The following is a 15,848-nucleotide window of genomic DNA, read 5'->3' as shown; positions in this document are numbered from 1 at the left end:
TACATTGGGGCTACATCCACTCGTGATCCATACCACAGGGCGCCCTCATGTACCAGTTGCACACCGCCACCGATTTCCACTCCTGGCAGCGGCTCGTCTCGAATTCCTTCGTCCCCCTGGAGGCGCGCCCCGTCGCCGGCGGCAGCTTCCGCGGAAGCGTCGGCGGCGGCACGGTGGCGGACGTCGGGATGATGCGGATCGACGCGGCGCCCCAGCGCGTCGAGCGGACCCCCGCGCGCATCGCCGAGGGCCGGAGGGGCTTCTACAAGCTCAGCATCCAGCTGGCCGGGACCGGGCTGCTGGCGCAGGACGGCCGGGAGACCGTGCTGCGCCCCGGGGACCTGGCCATCTACGACACGCAGCGGCCGTACACCATCACGTACGAGGAGGAGTTCTCCGCCTTCGTGCTCATGTTCCCGCAGCACATGCTCGGACTCTCGGCGCCGGACGTCGCCGAACTGACGGCGGTCTCCATGGGGCAGGACCAGCGCCTCGGTGGGGCGATCGGGCCTTTCCTGCGGGAGATCGGCGGCCTCCTGCCCACGCTCGACGGGCCGATCGGCCACCGGCTGGCCACGAACACCGTGGATCTGCTCGGCACGCTCCTCGCGGACGAGATCGGCAGTCGCGACATGTCCGAGGCGCTCTCGCGCGGCCGGCAGCTGCGGCGCGTGCAGCACTTCATCGAGGGCCAGCTCGGCAATCCCGAGCTCTCGCCCGGGTTGGTCGCGGCGGAGCACTACATGTCCACCAGGAGCCTGCACAAGCTGTTCGCCGACTCCGGGCACACCGTCGCGGAGTGGATCCGCACCCGCCGGCTGGAGAACTGCCGGCGCGACCTCGCCGACCCGCTCCAGGCGGATGTGCCCGTCGGCGCCATCGGGGCGCGGTGGGGTCTCATCGACGCCGCGCACTTCAGCCGGGCCTTCCGGACCGCCTACGGCGCGTCGCCGGCCGCCTATCGCAAGGGCGTGCACGCAACGGCAAGCACATGACGCTCTACGGCTAGAGAAAATAAAGTGAGTCAGGCCACACTGGGTATCGATGCGCCGTCGCGTCGACGGCACCACCCAGGAGGTCCCCATGCCCGAAGCGATCCGCACCGGAGCGGCCCCTAGCCGCAGGTCCCGCCCCCGCCCGTCGCCGCCCACGGCCGACGGCGTCCCCGCCGGCATCCCCGCCGGGGCCGCGGGCCTGGGCCGACGGCGGCTCGGCGTCCCCGCGCTGGCCCTCATGATCATCGCGGCCTCGGCGCCCCTGACCGTCGTCGCCGGCGGCGTCACCAGCAACTACGCCGTGACCGGGCTGCTCGGCATCCCGCTGTCCTTCCTCGTCCTCGGCGCGGTCCTCATGGTCTTCGCCGTCGGCTACACGGCCATGAGCCGCTGGGTCTCCAATGCGGGCGCCTTCTACTCGTACATCTCGCTCGGGCTGGCCCGCTGGGCGGGCGTCGGCTCCGCCTGGGTCGCCCTCGTCGCGTACAACGCCATGCAGATCGGCATCTACGGGATGTTCGGCTTCGTCCTGTCCTCGTTCCTCGCGGCGCTCGGACTGACGGTCCCGTGGTGGGCGGCGGCGCTCGCCGGCTGGGCCGTGGTGGGATTCCTCGGGATCAACCAGGTCGATCTCTCGGCCAAGGTCCTCGGCGTCGTCGTCGCCCTCGAGTTCCTGATCGTGCTGGTGTACGACGTCGTCGCGCTGGGTGCCGCTCCCGAGGGCCTGAGTGCCGCGTCCCTCGAGCCGAGCGCCCTCTTCTCGGCGGGGGTCGGCGCCGCGCTGGTCTTCAGCATCGCCGCCTTCATGGGCTGCGAGTCCGGCGCCATCTACAACGAGGAGGTGAAGGACCCGCGGACCACGGCCCGGCGGGCCACCCTGGTGGCCATCGTCGTGATCGCCCTCTTCTACGCGTTCTCGGCCTGGGCGATGGCCGTCGGCGAGGGCGACTCGGCCGTGGTCGCCCGCTCCGCCGAGCTGGGCCCGGACCTGATGTTCGTCTTCCTCGAGGGCCGGGTCGCCGGATGGTTCATCGTCCTCGGGAACCTGCTGTTCATGACCAGCGTGCTCGCTGCCCTCATCGCCTTCCACAACGTGATCGCCCGGTACCTCTTCTCGATGGGCCGTGAGGGCGTCCTGCCGCCGGTGCTCGCCCGCACCAACCGGGTCCACGCGCCGGTGGCCGGGTCGCTGGTCCAGTCGGCCGTCGCCCTCGCCGTCATCGTCGTCTTCGCCGTGGCGGGCGCCGGGCACGAGCTCGGCGCGCTGTTCCCGGTCCTCACCCTCTTCACCTGGCTGACCAACATGGGCGCCCTGGGCCTCGTCGCGCTCATGATGCTGACCTCGTTCGCGGTGGTCGGGTTCTTCCGCCGGCACGCCCACACCGAGGGCGCCTGGACCGCCCTCCTCGCACCGCTGCTGGCCGGGGCCGCCATGGTGGTGCTGCTGGTCATGATCCTTGCCAACTTCGGGGTGCTGATCGGCGCCGAGGGAGGCGTCCTGAGCTGGCTCCTGCCGGCGCTCGTGCTGGCGGCCGGCGTCCTCGGCTCCCTCTGGGCCATCGCCCTGCGCCGCCGCCGTCCGGACGTGTACTCCCGCATCGGGGCGGGGGCCGCGCGATGAGCGGGGTCTCCCGACGACACCTGCCGCCGGGAGACCCCGCCGCCCACGGCGCGCGCTGGTCCAAGACCGGTGCGCGCCCGGGCAAGCCGCCGCCGCGCCTCGTCGGAGACGATGAGAGCCGGACCACTGCTTCCCCTGATCGCACTGAACCACCCGCCTACCCGCAGGAGCAACGATGACCACCGAGAGCCCTTCCACCGAGGCACCTTCCACCGAGACCCGGCCGGCCGGATCGGCCGCCCGCTTCGCCACCGCCGCCGACCTGCTCGAGGCCATCCAGCCGGGCACCGGCGGCCGGGAGATCCTCGACCCGGCGACCGGCGCCGTCGTCGGCCGGGCCCCCGAGGCGACGCCCGAGGACCTCGAGTCCGCGATCGCCGCGGCCCGCGCCGCGCAGCCGGCCTGGGGCGCCAGGAGCCACGCCGAGCGCAGCGCGGCCCTCAACGCCGCGGCGGACGCCGTGGAGGCCAACGCGGAGGCGCTCGCCGAGCTCCTCTCGCGCGAGCAGGGCAAGCCCCTGAACGGGCCGAACGCCCGCTTCGAAGTCGGCGCCTGCGTGGCCTGGCTGCGCGCGACGGCGGGGTTCGAGCTGGAGCCCGAGGTCCTGTTCGACGACGACGGCGGCCGCGCCGAGCTGCACTACCGGCCGCTCGGCGTGGTCGGCGCCATCGGCCCCTGGAACTGGCCCATGATGATCTCCGTCTGGCAGATCGCGCCGTCGCTGCGCATGGGCAACACGGTGGTGGTTAAGCCCTCCGGGAACACGCCGCTGTCCGTCCTCGCCCTGGTGCACGTGATGAACACGGCGCTCCCGGCGGACCTGCTGCACGTGGTGGCCGGCCGCCGCGACGTCGGCGCGCTCCTGGTGGAGCACCCGGACATCGCCAAGATCATGTTCACGGGCTCCACGGCCGCGGGGAAGAAGATCATCAAGGACTCCGCGGACACGGTCAAGCGCGTGACCATGGAGCTCGGCGGCAACGACGCCGGGATCGTCCTGCCGGACGTGGACGCGCGGGCGATCGCCGAAGATCTCTTCTGGGGCGCGTTCATCAACACGGGCCAGACGTGCGCGGCGCTGAAGCGGCTCTACGTCCACGAGGACGTGTACGACGACGTGTGCGCCGCCCTCGTCGAGGTCGCCGAGGTGATGCCGATGGGCGTCGGGCTCGAGGAGCAGAACGTCCTGGGTCCGCTGCAGAACCAGGCCCAGTACGACGTCGTCGCGGGGCTGGTGCAGGCCGCGAAGGACTCCGGCGCGCGGGTCCTGACCGGCGGCGACCCCGACGAGTCCGCCCCCGGCTACTTCTATCCCGCCACCCTCGTGGCCGACATCGAGGACGGGAACCCGCTGGTCGCCGAGGAGCAGTTCGGGCCGGCCCTGCCGATCGTGAAGTACTCGAGCGTCGACGAGGCCGTGGAGATGGCCAACGGGCTCGAGGTCGGCCTCGGCGCCTCCGTGTGGTCCGCGGACCGGGAGGCCGCCGTCGAGATCGCCGCGCGGATCGAGGCCGGCACGGTCTGGATCAACAAGCACGGGGCCGTGGATCCGCGCATGCCGTTCGGCGGCATGAAGCAGTCGGGCTTCGGCCTCGAGTTCGGCGTCGAGGGGCTCAAGCACCTGGGCGCGCCGCAGGTCATCAACTACTGAGGCCGCGGGCCTGGACAACTGAGCACGGCCGCCGCGGGAGCCGGTGCCGGGCGGGCGACGCCGCCCGGCGCGGCCGGCCCCCCCGTGGCGGCCGTATGATCCCGGTATGGGTTTCACCGACATCCCCGTGGCGCTGCGCTGGTCCGATCAGGACGCCAACGGGCACCTGAACAACGCGCGGATCGTCACCCTGCTCGAGGAGTCGCGGGTGCGCTGGGTCCGCGCCCACACCGGCCTGGACAGCTTCCGCGGCGGTGCCGGCACCGTGGTGGCGTCGCTGACGGTCGACTATCTGGCCCAGGGCGAGTACGTCCCCGAGATGGTGGTCCGGGTGGGCGTCGAGCGGATCGGGACCAAGTCCGTCGACGTCCGGCACGTCGGGGTGCAGGGCGGGACCACGGTGTTCGACGCCACCACCGTCCTGGTCCCGCTCGCCGACGACGGCCGCTCGGCCCGGGCCGTGACGGCGGAGGAACGGGACGTCTTCTCGGCCTGCCTGGTGGAGACGCGGCCCGGGCGCGGGCGACGGGGAGCATAGTCCCGGGCCGTCCCCCTGGCCGTCCCCGCCGGCAGACGCGGCGGCGACGGGCCGCCGTCGTCACGGCTGCGTATGGCTCATCTCACACCCGGGCGCGGTATGGGCGCCGGGATCCGTCCTGTTGAAGGGAGGGACACTGCTTCCCTGACATCCCCTACCGACAGGATCACCAGCATGACCGTGGAAACCCTCCAGACCCGCCCGCTCGCGATCGACGACGAGGCCGCCGACCTGCTGTTCCGCGAGGCCCGCAGCATCCGCACGTTCTCCGAGGAGCCGGTCTCCGACGAGCAGCTGGCGCACGTGTACGAGCTGCTGAAGTTCGGCCCGACGCTGATGAACAACCAGCCGCTGCGCATCACGTGGGTGGAGCAGGGCGCCTCCCGCGACCGGCTCGTGGAGGCCATGGCCGAGGGCAACCGGCCCAAGACCCAGACGGCGCCCGCCACGGCGATCCTCTCCTTCGACACCGCGTGGACCCAGCACTTCGCCGACGTCTTCCCGCATGCCCCGCAGGCCGTGGAGATGTTCTCCGAGGAGGGCACCCGCCTCGAGGTCGGCAAGAACAACGCCTGGCTCCAGGCCGGATACTTCATCATGGCCGTCCGCGCCGTCGGCCTGCACGCCGGGCCGATGGCCGGCTTCGACGCCGACGCCGTGGACGCCGCCTTCAACGAGGGCACCGGGCACCGGTCCTTCATGGTGGTCAACGTCGGCCACCCGGGCGAGGACGCCGCGCACGAGCGGCTGCCGCGCCTGGCCCCGGACGTCGCAGTCCGCACCGTCTGAGCCGACGCGTCAACGGGCCCGGGCTGATCGCCGGGCCGGATCACCGGGCGGGATCACCGCCCCCGGCCCGCGCGTCACAGGTATCCCCAGCGTCCGCCCTCGCGCACGGCGTCCTCCCGGGTGGAGGCGCCGAGCTTCGCGTAGAGGGCGGACGTCTGCGTCTTGATGGTGTTCGTGGAGACGAACAGCTCGCGGGCGATCTGCGGCCGGGACTTCCCCTCGGCCAGCGCCGCCAGGATCTCGCGCTCGCGCGCCGTCAGGGAGGGTCTGCGCTCGCCCGGGTCCTGCTCCGCCAGGGCCAGGCCGTCCAGCCGGGCCACCCACTCCGGCGGCAGGAGCCGCCGGTCGAGGATCAGGTCCCGCGCCGCCGTCGACCTCCAGTAGGGGACCAGCCCCACGAGGGGCAGGCCCGCCTCGAGGTGGTCCCGGACCGCGGACTCGATCTCCCCGGGCGAGTTCCGCACGGCCACCGCCACGCCGGCCAGGAACCGGTGCAGCCGCGGGGCCAGCGCCGGGTCGTCGGCATGCCGCAGCGCGGCCGTCAGGAGCCGCTGGTCGCCGAAGGCCACCGCCAGCCACGCGTCGCAGACGATCGCCTCCGGCATCCCCTCCATGGTCGAGCGCACGAAGTCGCGGGCCTCGTGCGGCCGTTCGCCGGCGAGGAGCGCCTCGGCCCGCAGGACGGTCAGCAACCGACGTGACAGGGGCGCCTCGGCCTGCCGGCGCCGCTGCCGCACCACCGCCGAGAGCGTCTCGTCCGCCAGGCTCGGGTGGCCCTGGAGTCGCTGCAGCCGGACCCGCGCCAGCACGCTGAACGGCCAGAGCTCCGCGATCTCCGGCTGGTGCCGCAGGCACTCCAGGTGCTCGGCCGTGGCGGGGACATCGAGCTCGTCGAGCGCCAGCAGCGCGCGGGCGACATCCGCCTTGTCGTGCGCCCGCGGCATGTTCCAGCACTCGACGGCGGCCACGTGCTCGAACCGTTCCAACCAGCCGACGGCCGCGTCCCGCCCGCCGCGCTCGGCGTGGACCAGGGCCGCCGTCGCCGCTGCCTCCGACGCCGAGTAGGGGTTCTCGCGTCCGCCGCTGTGGTGCCATGCCAGCTCGAAGGCCTCGAGGGCCCGCTCGACGTCGTCGACGAGCAGCAGCGAGAGGCCCGCGTGCAGCGCCGCGACGGAGAGATCGCTGCTCCGGGGCCCACCCGGCAGCGTCGACGCGAGCGCCAGCGACCTCCGTGCGGTCTTCGCCGCATCGCCGTAGAGCCCGATGGTCCGCTCGTACATCGTCAGCAGGGTCAGCCCGTTCAGGGCGAGCACGTGGTCCCGCCGCGGGGAGTGGCGCAGGATCAGGCGCAGCTCCTCGAGCCCCGGCGGGTGCTCCGGCACGTCCACGAACTGCAGGGGCACGTCGCGCCGCAGCGGGCCCAGGAGGTCCAGCAGGATCCGCCCGATGATGTTCTCCCGGTGCGCCTCCGCGAAGCGCTCGGGAACCAGGCGCACGGCCTCCATGAGGAACTGCGGGTCCGTGTTGAGCAGGCGGGGCCAGGCGCGCCGGGCGAGGTCGGAGGCCGCCGTCCACCGCCGGTGCTCCACGGCGTAGCGCAACGCCTCCACCGGTCCCGCCTCCGTGGCCAGCGCCCGGGTCGCGGCGTCGAAGCGGAGGGTCGCCTCCGACTCGCGGGTGCGGCGCGTCTGCCCGATCACGGCGGTCTGGATCAGATCCGGCACCCGCCCCTCCTGGGCGAGCCCCGCGCGGACGGCGTGGTCGAAGAGCCCGGGGCCGTCGTCGTTCCCCGTCAGGGCCGAGAGGAGGCCGGGGGACAGGCGGGGCAGGAAGCAGGCGTCGAGGAGGAGGTCGGGATCGTCCTGCGCCAGGAGCCAGGGCAGCCACGCGGATTCGACGGCGGGGAGCAGCTGCTCGGCCCGCTCGGCCATCGGGACCGCTGACGGCGACGTGAGGAAGGCCAGGCCGTGGAGCCAGCCGCCGACGTACCGGCGGGCCTCGTCGACCACGTCCGCGAAGGCCTCCGGCGCCGTACCGTCCGGGCGGAGGGCGTGCAGGGTCTCGTCGCGGGTGAGCATGAGCATGCGGGGCCCCAGCACGAAGCCGCCCCTGGCCCGCAGCGCGGCGTCCGCGGCGGGGTCCGGCGGCAGCAGCACGCAGGCCGCCTCCCCGGGACCGGGCCCGGTGGACAGGTCGGCGCCCGGGATCCGCGCGTCGACGAGCGAGGGCCGCCGGCCGAGCTCGGACGCCTGCCACCGCATCCAGCGGGCGGCGAAACCGGACTTCCCCGAGCCCACGGGGCCCCGCAACCCGATCAGGCGCACGTCAGGGGCGACGGTGTGGAACCGCGTCCAGACCGGGATCGCCCCTGCGAGCCTCTCCTCCACGATGCACTTCGCCTCCCCCAGAACCGGCTGGGCGGAACAGCCGGTAGTCACGAGGGTACGTCGCTTCGGGCGCGGTGGACCCGGCGGGGACGAGGGTTTGACAGTTACTTGAGCCTTTAACCCTTTTCCTCACCCCCTGCCCTGGTCGCTGCCCGCCGGGACTAGCCCGAGTAGGTCACCGAGCCTCCCGTGAAGTTGTCGCTCGTCCAGGAGATGGTGACCGAGCCCGCGGCCGGCGGCTCCTCCGGCGTCTGGAGGGTGTAGGTCGGGAGCGAGATCTCCTCTGTCCCGTCGCGACCGGTGACGATGCCCGCGGAGTGGATGAAGACGAAGGTGCCGCTCGTCGAGTCCGGATTCGTCAGCACCCATCCGGCGTTGAGCGAGAGCGTCTGCAGGGTCGTCCCCGCCGGGGCGTTGACCGTGAGCGTGATCGCCCCGGTCGCGGCGCCGGCGACCAGGCCGTCCGCCGTCGCGGTCATGAAGGTCTGGACGACCTGGAGCCCCGCCCCGTTGTACCGGAAGGGCGCCGGATAGGTCAGCTGGCCGCCCGTGGAGGGGCTGGCCGATGCCGCCGGCGCGGAGACCGCGGCGGCGATGATGGGAACCGACCAGGCGGCGCCGGTCAGGACCCGCCGTCGGCGGACGCCCGGGGGCGTTCCGGTGGCGGCGTGCTGCGTGACTGGGGTTGTATCGAGTGTGTCCATGCGCACCAGTCGACTGCCGGCAGGGGGCGCCGCGGCCGGGTGGGGCGAACTGGACGGGGTCCTTCATCCGGCTTTTCGCCCGGCCCGGTCCGGTGTCACCCCGGGGCTCACCCTCGGCGTGGCGCGGGGCCCGGCCCGGCACTACACTGATGATCGAAAGTTTGTTCGATGCGGGTGGTCCGGATCGTCGGGGAGGTGCCATGGAGTCGTCCGAGCACGCGGCCGGGACCGTCCGCCCGAAGGCCGCCACCGGCTTCGCCTCGCCGGCTGGGGACTACTACGACGGCGGCATCGACCTGAACCGGCACCTGATCCCGGATCGCACCAGCACGTTCGTCATGCGCGTCGCCGGCGACTCGATGGCCGCCTCCGGCATCTCCGACGGCGACGAGATCATCGTCGAGCGCGCCCGCGCACCACGTCCCGGCAACGTCGTGGTCGCCGTCGTGGGCGGAGAGCTAATGGTCCGGCGCCTCCGGCACGACGGCGGCGGAGGCGCGCTCGAGACCGACCCCCTGCCGCCGGGGGAGCCGGCGGTCGAGCGCATCCCCGGAGGATTCGACGTCTGGGGCGTCGTCACCCGGAGCCTGCACCGGCTATGAGCGGGCACCTCTTCGCCCTGGTCGACGTCAACAACTTCTACGTCTCCTGCGAGCGCGTCTTCGACCCGCGGCTGGAGGGCCGCCCCGTCGTCGTGCTCTCCAACAACGACGGCTGCGTCGTGGCGCGCAGCGCCGAGGCCAAGGCGCTGGGGATCCGGACCGGGGCGCCGTGGTTCAAGCTCGCGCCGGAGGCCGAGCGGCACGGCCTCGTGGCCCGGTCCAGCAACTACGAGCTCTACGGCGACATGTCCGCGCGCGCGATGGAGGTCATCGGCCGCTTCGGCGCGTGGCAGGAGATCTACTCGATCGACGAGTCGTTCCTCGGCCTGCCGGCCGGCGACGAGGCGGCCGCCGTCGAGGCCGCCGGGACCGTGCGCGAGGCCGTCCGTCGCCAGGTGGGACTGCCGGTCTGCGTGGGGGTCGCCCCCAGCAAGACGCTGGCGAAGTTCGCCAACCACGTGGCGAAGAACAACCCCGGCTTCGACGGCGTCTGCTCCCTCGGCTCCCTGCCGGCCGAGCAGCTCCGGCGGCTGCAGGAGCGCCTGCCGGCCACCGAGGTGTGGGGCGTCGGACGGCGCAGCGGCGAGAAGCTCGAGGGGCTGGGCATCGGCAGCATCGCCGACCTGCGCGATGCCGACCCGGCCTGGATCCGGCGGAAGTTCTCCGTGGTGCTGCAGCGCACCGTGCTGGAGCTCAACGGCACGCCGTGCATCCCGCCGATCGACGAGCGGGCGGACGCCCACCAGATCATGTTCTCCCGCTCGTTCTCCCAGCCCGTCACCACGGCCGCCGAGATGCGCGAGGTCATGACCGTCTACGCCCAGAGCGCCGCCTCCCGGCTCGCCGCGCGCGGTTTGCGGGCCAGCGTGGTCACCGCGTTCGCCGGGACCAGCCGCTTCGCCGCCGGCATGGCGTCGAACCCCACGGTCTCCGTGCCGCTGGCGGCGCCGACCGCCGACCCGATCGAGATCGTCCGCGCCGCCGTCTCCGCCCTCGGCGGCCGGGTGGCGCCGGACGCTGCCTACGCCCGCGCCGGCGTGGTGCTCTCCGGACTGAGCCCGGCCGACGCCCCGCAACAGGAGGAATTGGATCTGTTCTCCGCGCTGGGCGGGGACGACGACGGCCACGGTGCTGCGGGCGGCGCGGAGGCCGGCCCGGAGCTCAGCGACGTCCTCGGCCGGGTCAAGTCCCGGTTCGGACAGGCCTCGATCGGGATCGGCCGCGGCGGACTCGCGGAGCCGGCGGCGTGGAGCATGCGCCGGCAGTTCTCCTCGCCCCGCTTCACGACCGAGTGGACGGACCTGCCGGTCGTCCGCGGCTAGGCCAGGTCTCTGGACGCAGACGAGCGGGCGGCCCGGAGATCCGGGCCGCCCGCTCGTCATTGGGGCGGAGGTGGGCGCGGCGGCTACCGCGCGGTGCCCGTCGCCGGGACCGGCTGGGCCACCTGGACGGCGCCCGGGGCAGGTGTGGACTCGCTGCCGGCAGCGACATTCGCCCCGGGGGAGTGCTGGCGCTGGAACTCGGACTCGTCCTCGTCCGTGAGCGTGCCCGCAAAGGCGCGCTGCATGACGCCTCGGTCGAACTGGTTCTCCCACTTGGCCACCACGAAGGTCGCGACGCAGTTGCCGAGGAGGTTCACGGCGACTCGCATGGAGTCCATGAGACGGTCGGCGCCGAGCATCAGGGCGACGCCGGCGACGGGGAAGATGCCGAGTGCTGCGGCGGTGGCCGAGAGCGCCAGGAAGGAGGAGCCGGGTACGCCGGCCATGCCCTTGGAGGTCAGGAGCAGGATGCCGAGGGCGGCCAGTTGCTGGCCGAGGCTCAGGTCGTGTCCGAAGGCCTGGGCCAGGAAGAGGACGGCGATGGAGAGGTACATGGCTGCGCCGTCGAGGTTGAACGAGTAGCCGGTGGGGATCACCAGTCCGGTCGTGGCGCGGGAGCAGCCCGCCCGCGTCAGCTTCGTCATGATGCGGGGCATGACGGCCTCGGTGGAGGCCGTGCCCAGGGCCAGGAGGAATTCCTCGCGGGTGTATTTGATGAATGACCAGAGCGGGACGCCTGCCATCACCCAGGCAACGACGAACAGCAGGCCGATGAAGATGAGCGCTGCCGCGTAGCAGGCTGCGATGAGCTTGGCGTAGGTGCCGAGTGTCTCGATGCCGTACTGACCGATGATGAATGCCATGGCCCCGAAGGCGCCGATGGGTGCCACGCGCATGATCCAGGACATGATCTTGAAGACGATTTCCAGGACCAGCTCGAAGATGTTCAGCAGCGGACGGCAGCGGTCCTGGCCGAGGACGATGACCGCGATGCCGAAGAAGACCGAGAAGAAGAGCACCTGGAGGAGCGAGTTCTCGGCGAAGGCGCCCAAGGCGCTCTCCGGGATGACGCCGAGCAGGAATTCTGACGCCCCGTGCGGCTGGGCGCCGCCCGTCTTCTCGTCCAGAGCCTCCTGCGACATGGTGGACGGATCGATGTTCAAGCCCTTGCCGGGCTGGACGATGTTGGCGACGACCATGCCGAACAGAAGCGCGAAGAGCGTGGCTCCGGTGAAGTAGAGGAGAGCCTTGACCCCTACGCGGCCCACGGATTTCACGTCGCCCACGGCTGCGATGCCGGTGACGATGACCAGGAAGATCAGCGGGGCGATGATCATCTTGATCAGACGTATGAAACCGTCTCCGAGCGGCCTGAGCTGCTCGCCGATGGTCGGCCAGAAATGGCCGATCAGCACCCCCGCGACTACGGCGATCAGGATCTGGAAGAAGAGCGACTGGTGCAGCCGCCGCTTCTTGGCCGGCGCCGAACTCGCCTTCAGCGTGGCCTCGTGTGAAATCTTCATTGGTCGGAACCCATTCGGTCGATGGTGAGAGGCCCGTCACATGCGCGGCGGGCAACCTCAAAGGTAAATGGGCGTGGCGGATTTCACAAGAGAATAATTCTTTTCCGCAATACGAAAGAGTAGGGGCGGCTTTTTCGGAAGATTCTCCAGGCGGAGAGTGGAAATGCGCAGGTCAGTGACGATTTTGCGGGAGGCGACGCGAAACAGCGGGCCGTGCCCGCAGCGGATCGATCCCTCGGGGATCCGTCTCCGCCGCGGGCACGGCCCGCTCGCCTGGTGAGGGCTACTTGAACTCCACCACCTCGGCGCGCGCGTCGAGCGCGTTGTGGTGGTGCAGCAGCAGGGCCTCGGAGTCCGGCTTGGGCTTGCCCTTGCCGTTCTTGCCCGCCGGGCTGGTGGCCACGCTGGCCTCCAGGGTGCTCTGCGGCAGATCGGCGAAGAGCAGCCCGCCGAAGGAGACCTCCGGCGAGACCGGGTTGTAGCCGATCCAGTCGGTCGCGTCGACCGGGACCGACCGGCCGTCGTCGTCCGTGTAGTACTCGCTGAACGTGGCCACGCGGTAGTTGATCTGCTGGTCCCCCGTCACGCCGAGCGAGGCCAGCGAGACCGGCAGCGCGGCCACGCTGGAGTCGAACAGGTTGGTGTCCGTGTCGCCCTGGGCGAGGTTGACCGGCCACACGTCGACGTTCTCACCGGTCTCGGCGTCGAAGGTCGCCGCCACGTCCAGGTCGATGTCGTCGTAGCGCGTGGTGATCGTGTAGAAGTCCACGGTGCCGTCCAGGTCGACGTCGAACTCGGCGTTGATCTCGAGGCCGCCGGCCAGGTGCGCCCACTGGTCGTGGGTTGCGACGCCGATGCTCAGGACGCCGTCGGCAGCGCCGACGGTGGAGGCATCCGAGTTGGCGCCGACGAACGCCAGGTCCATCGCGTTCGCCCCCGGCGTCTCGCTGTCCTGCTGGTCGCCGGAGCTCGCGCCGAGCTCGAAGGGCGAGACGAGCGACGTGATGTTCTCCGCGCCCTCGCCCTGGTCGATGCCGCGGCCGGAGAGCTGGATCGAGGCCTCGCCGTCGCGGACCTTGGACTTCTTCGCCGCCTCCATCGCCGCGACCGGCTTGGGGGCCGCCTGCACGGGGACGCGCAGGGTCGGCACGGAGTCCGCGCGCAGCTCGACGCGGCCCGTGGCATCGGCCAGCCACTGGCGGGCCAGGCCCTGCTGCGTCGCCTCCATGGTCGGGTCCATGGTCTTCGCGAACTGCGCCGGGTCGACCGTCAGGGTGACGTCCAGGGTGGCCGTCCCGCCGGCGGGGACGGTGACGCTGTCCGCGCTCAGGGAGTACGCGGCGCCGGGGATCTCCGTCGCCGCCGTGTAGGAGGCCGCGTAGGTCCGCTCGGTGTCCGAGAGGTTCTGCACGGTCACCGACTTCGTGGCCGTGTAGGCCTCGGTCCCGAGCTCGATCACCCCGAAGACCAGGGACGTGCGCTCGGGGGCGTCCGTCGCGAAGGCCAGGGCCGGAGTCTGCAGTGCGGCGTCGGCGACGACGCGGCCGGCGCCCACGCGGTTCGGGCCGTAGACCTCGCCCTCGGCGGTCTCGATGTCCGCCGTCGCCGTGTTCATGAGCATGGACTTGACCTGGTACGGCGTGTAGTCGCCGGCGCCGTAGAGGAGCGCGGCGAGGCCGGCCACGTGCGGCGTGGCCATCGACGTGCCGGTCATGACGGCCTGGCCGCTGCCGGTCGCGACGCCGACGGAGCCGATCGACGTGCCGGGGGCGGCCACGTCCGGCTTGACGGTGCCGGCGCTGCCGTGGACGCCGCGCGAGGAGCTCGCGTTGAGCGTGTCCAGGGCGCCGGAGTCGGCCTTGGTGGAGCCGATCCACTCGGCGTCCAGGCGGATCTGCAGCGTGCCGGCCTCGGCGGCCGGGCGCAGCTGCTCCGAGTACGTCTGGTTCAACTGCATGCCGGGGATGGTGCTGTTGCCGGCGATGCCGGCGTCGAAGACCAGGCGCGGGGAGTCGAGGATGACGCCGGCGCCGCCGGCGGCCTCCACGTTGTTGAAGCGCTGGGCGGAGCCGCACGGGAAGGCACCGTCCTCCTCCCACTGGATCCAGACCCACTTGCCGCCCAGGTCGGTGCCGGCCGGCCAGGGGTCGCAGCCGAAGGCGTTCTCCGCCGGCGCCATGACGACCTCGCCGGTGAGCTGCTCCTCCGTGGCGCTCTGGTAGTCGAAGTTCACGGAGTACTGGCCGGCGGCGCGGCCCGCGACGTCCGCCGGCGCGAGGACCTCGGCGCCGTCGAGCGTGACGGTCGAGCCGACGCTGTTGGCGACCGTGAGAGCGGAGGCCGCGTTGCCCGGGGACCCGCCGACGTCGGTCACGTCGCTGGCATTGCCGGAGGCGACCACCGAGAGGATGCCGACCTGGGTCAGGGCGTCGACGATGTCGTTCTCCGGGTCGTCGACCGGCGAGTGGTCGGAGCCGAGCGACATGTTCACCACGTCGGCGCGGTCGGAGAAGTCGCCGTCGCCGTTGGGGTCCAGCACGTAGTCGAGCGCCTGCCCGACGACGGCGGACGATCCCTCGCAGCCGAAGACGCGGATGCCGACCACCTGGGCCGCCGGGGCCGTGCCGGGGCCGACCTTCATCTCGGCCACCTGGGCGGCCGTGAGGGAGGAGTAGTCCCCGCGGAACGTGGTGCCGTCCGCGTTCACGCCGTAGCCGGCGGCGCTGCCGGCGACGTGGGATCCGTGCCCGGCCGTGGCGCAGTCCAGCGGGTTCGGGTCCGGGTGGGGGATCGGCTGGTAGCTGTCCGCGGACGGGTTGGCGTTGTAGTCGTCGCCCGTGAGGTCCCAGCCGCCGATGAACTTCTCGGGGTCCAGCAGGCCCGAGTCCGGGCCGGGGAGCTCGGTGGAGGCCTGGGCCTGCTCGTACGCCTCGCGGGTGCCGGGGCCGCCGAAACCGGCGTGCGTGTAGTCGACGCCGGTGTCCAGCACGGCGATGGTCGTGTCCTCGCCCGTGGCGCCCAGGTCCTGCCAGGCGTTGAGTGTCCGGGTGTCCACGACGGCGCCCGAGTTGCTGGGGGTCTTCGGCGTGATGGCGCTGACCTTCACGACGTCGTCGCGCTCGGCGAGGGCGCGGAGCTGGTCCGCGTCCCCGCGGAGCGCGACGCCGGGGAGCGTGTTGGTGGTGGTGTAGACGACCTCGGCCTTGGCCGCCTTCGCGGCGGCCTTGCCCTGAGCCTTGATGTTCTTGCGGATCTCCTTGACCTTGGCCGACTTGTCGACCGGCTTGCCCTTCCGCTTGAGGACGGCGTCGGGCTGCGTCTGCTCGTAGGCGCCCTGGCCCGCGAACTGGACGAAGACGGAGACCTGGCCCTCGGCGCGGGCCAGCGACGGCGACAGCTTGGCGTCGTGGCCCTTGAGCGAGGTGCCGGCGATGGCTTCGGCGGGTGGGTCCGACGGCGTCGCCTGGGCCGGCGAGGCCATGGTCACCGCGAGCGCGAGGCCCGCGGAGGCGGCCACGGCCCGCGACAGGCCGCGGGCGGCCCGGCGGGAACGGTGCGAGTGGGACATGCTGCTCCTTGGATTCAGGATTCGCGCACGTCGTGAGGCGGCGCGGGAGGCCGGCTCCTGGCGTGATGCCGGGCGGCGGCCTCCGCGTGCCAGCCTAGGTGACCCATGTCACTTGTCAAGGAGTTCTTTGATATTTACCTTGCGTTGA

Annotated in this window: 11 protein-coding genes; 7 read left to right on the top strand and 4 right to left on the bottom strand. The window is 72.1% G+C overall.

Annotated features, from left to right (window positions below):
* Positions 1 to 47 precede the first annotated feature (47 nt).
* The 5 genes from ABD784_RS13190 to ABD784_RS13170 all read left to right on the top strand — a co-directional run bounded on the left by ABD784_RS13190 (position 48) and on the right by ABD784_RS13170 (position 5,594).
* A complete protein-coding gene (locus ABD784_RS13190; RefSeq protein ID WP_344885577.1) occupies positions 48 to 995 on the top strand; it encodes an AraC-like ligand-binding domain-containing protein in 948 nt (315 codons plus the stop codon).
* Between the two features lie 88 nt (positions 996 to 1,083).
* Positions 1,084 to 2,616, top strand: a complete 1,533-nt coding sequence (locus tag ABD784_RS13185) for an APC family permease (RefSeq protein ID WP_344885574.1) — start codon at positions 1,084 to 1,086, stop codon at positions 2,614 to 2,616.
* Positions 2,617 to 2,791: 175 nt separating this feature from the next.
* Positions 2,792 to 4,267 carry an aldehyde dehydrogenase family protein gene (locus ABD784_RS13180; RefSeq protein ID WP_344885571.1) on the top strand — a complete coding sequence of 492 codons (1,476 nt, stop codon included), beginning with the start codon at positions 2,792 to 2,794 and terminating at the stop codon, positions 4,265 to 4,267.
* Positions 4,268 to 4,373: 106 nt separating this feature from the next.
* Positions 4,374 to 4,805: an acyl-CoA thioesterase gene (locus tag ABD784_RS13175; protein WP_344885568.1), complete on the top strand. Its 432-nt coding sequence runs from the start codon at positions 4,374 to 4,376 to the stop codon at positions 4,803 to 4,805.
* A 174-nt stretch (positions 4,806 to 4,979) separates the two neighbouring features.
* A complete protein-coding gene (locus ABD784_RS13170) occupies positions 4,980 to 5,594 on the top strand; it encodes a malonic semialdehyde reductase (RefSeq protein WP_344885565.1) in 615 nt (204 codons plus the stop codon).
* 74 nt (positions 5,595 to 5,668) lie between these two features.
* Here ABD784_RS13170 and ABD784_RS13165 read toward each other — a convergent pair whose 3' ends face one another.
* Both ABD784_RS13165 and ABD784_RS13160 read right to left on the bottom strand, forming a co-directional pair.
* The gene (locus tag ABD784_RS13165) at positions 5,669 to 7,981 is read right to left on the bottom strand and encodes a LuxR C-terminal-related transcriptional regulator (RefSeq protein WP_344885563.1); all 2,313 of its coding nucleotides are present in this window, start codon (positions 7,979 to 7,981) and stop codon (positions 5,669 to 5,671) included.
* A 161-nt stretch (positions 7,982 to 8,142) separates the two neighbouring features.
* On the bottom strand, positions 8,143 to 8,685 hold the full coding sequence (locus tag ABD784_RS13160) for a hypothetical protein (RefSeq protein WP_344885561.1): 543 nt from the start codon (positions 8,683 to 8,685) through the stop codon (positions 8,143 to 8,145).
* A 200-nt stretch (positions 8,686 to 8,885) separates the two neighbouring features.
* Between ABD784_RS13160 and ABD784_RS13155 the strand changes: the two genes are divergently transcribed.
* The gene (locus ABD784_RS13155; protein WP_344885559.1) at positions 8,886 to 9,287 is read left to right on the top strand and encodes a LexA family protein; all 402 of its coding nucleotides are present in this window, start codon (positions 8,886 to 8,888) and stop codon (positions 9,285 to 9,287) included.
* Positions 9,284 to 10,609, top strand: coding sequence for a Y-family DNA polymerase (locus ABD784_RS13150; RefSeq protein ID WP_344885556.1), 1,326 nt, complete (start codon positions 9,284 to 9,286; stop codon positions 10,607 to 10,609). Before ABD784_RS13155 ends, ABD784_RS13150 begins: the two co-directional genes overlap by 4 nt.
* Positions 10,610 to 10,692: 83 nt before the next feature.
* On the opposite strand, the gene dctA is transcribed toward ABD784_RS13150, so the two are convergent.
* Both dctA and ABD784_RS13140 read right to left on the bottom strand, forming a co-directional pair.
* Complete coding sequence (dctA, locus tag ABD784_RS13145; RefSeq protein WP_344885553.1) at positions 10,693 to 12,132, bottom strand: C4-dicarboxylate transporter DctA; 1,440 nt, start codon at positions 12,130 to 12,132, stop codon at positions 10,693 to 10,695.
* 283 nt (positions 12,133 to 12,415) lie between these two features.
* Entirely contained in the window at positions 12,416 to 15,700 is a 3,285-nt protein-coding gene (locus ABD784_RS13140) for a S8 family peptidase (RefSeq protein WP_344885550.1), read from the bottom strand.
* Between the last annotated feature and the right edge of the window lie 148 nt (positions 15,701 to 15,848).

It is taken from the genome of Zhihengliuella alba (assembly GCF_039538765.1).
In the GTDB taxonomy this organism is placed as follows: Bacteria; Actinomycetota; Actinomycetes; order Actinomycetales; family Micrococcaceae; genus Zhihengliuella; species Zhihengliuella alba.
The sequence above is the reverse complement of the archived record's forward strand: the minus strand, read 5'-3'. Positions and strand labels throughout refer to the sequence as shown.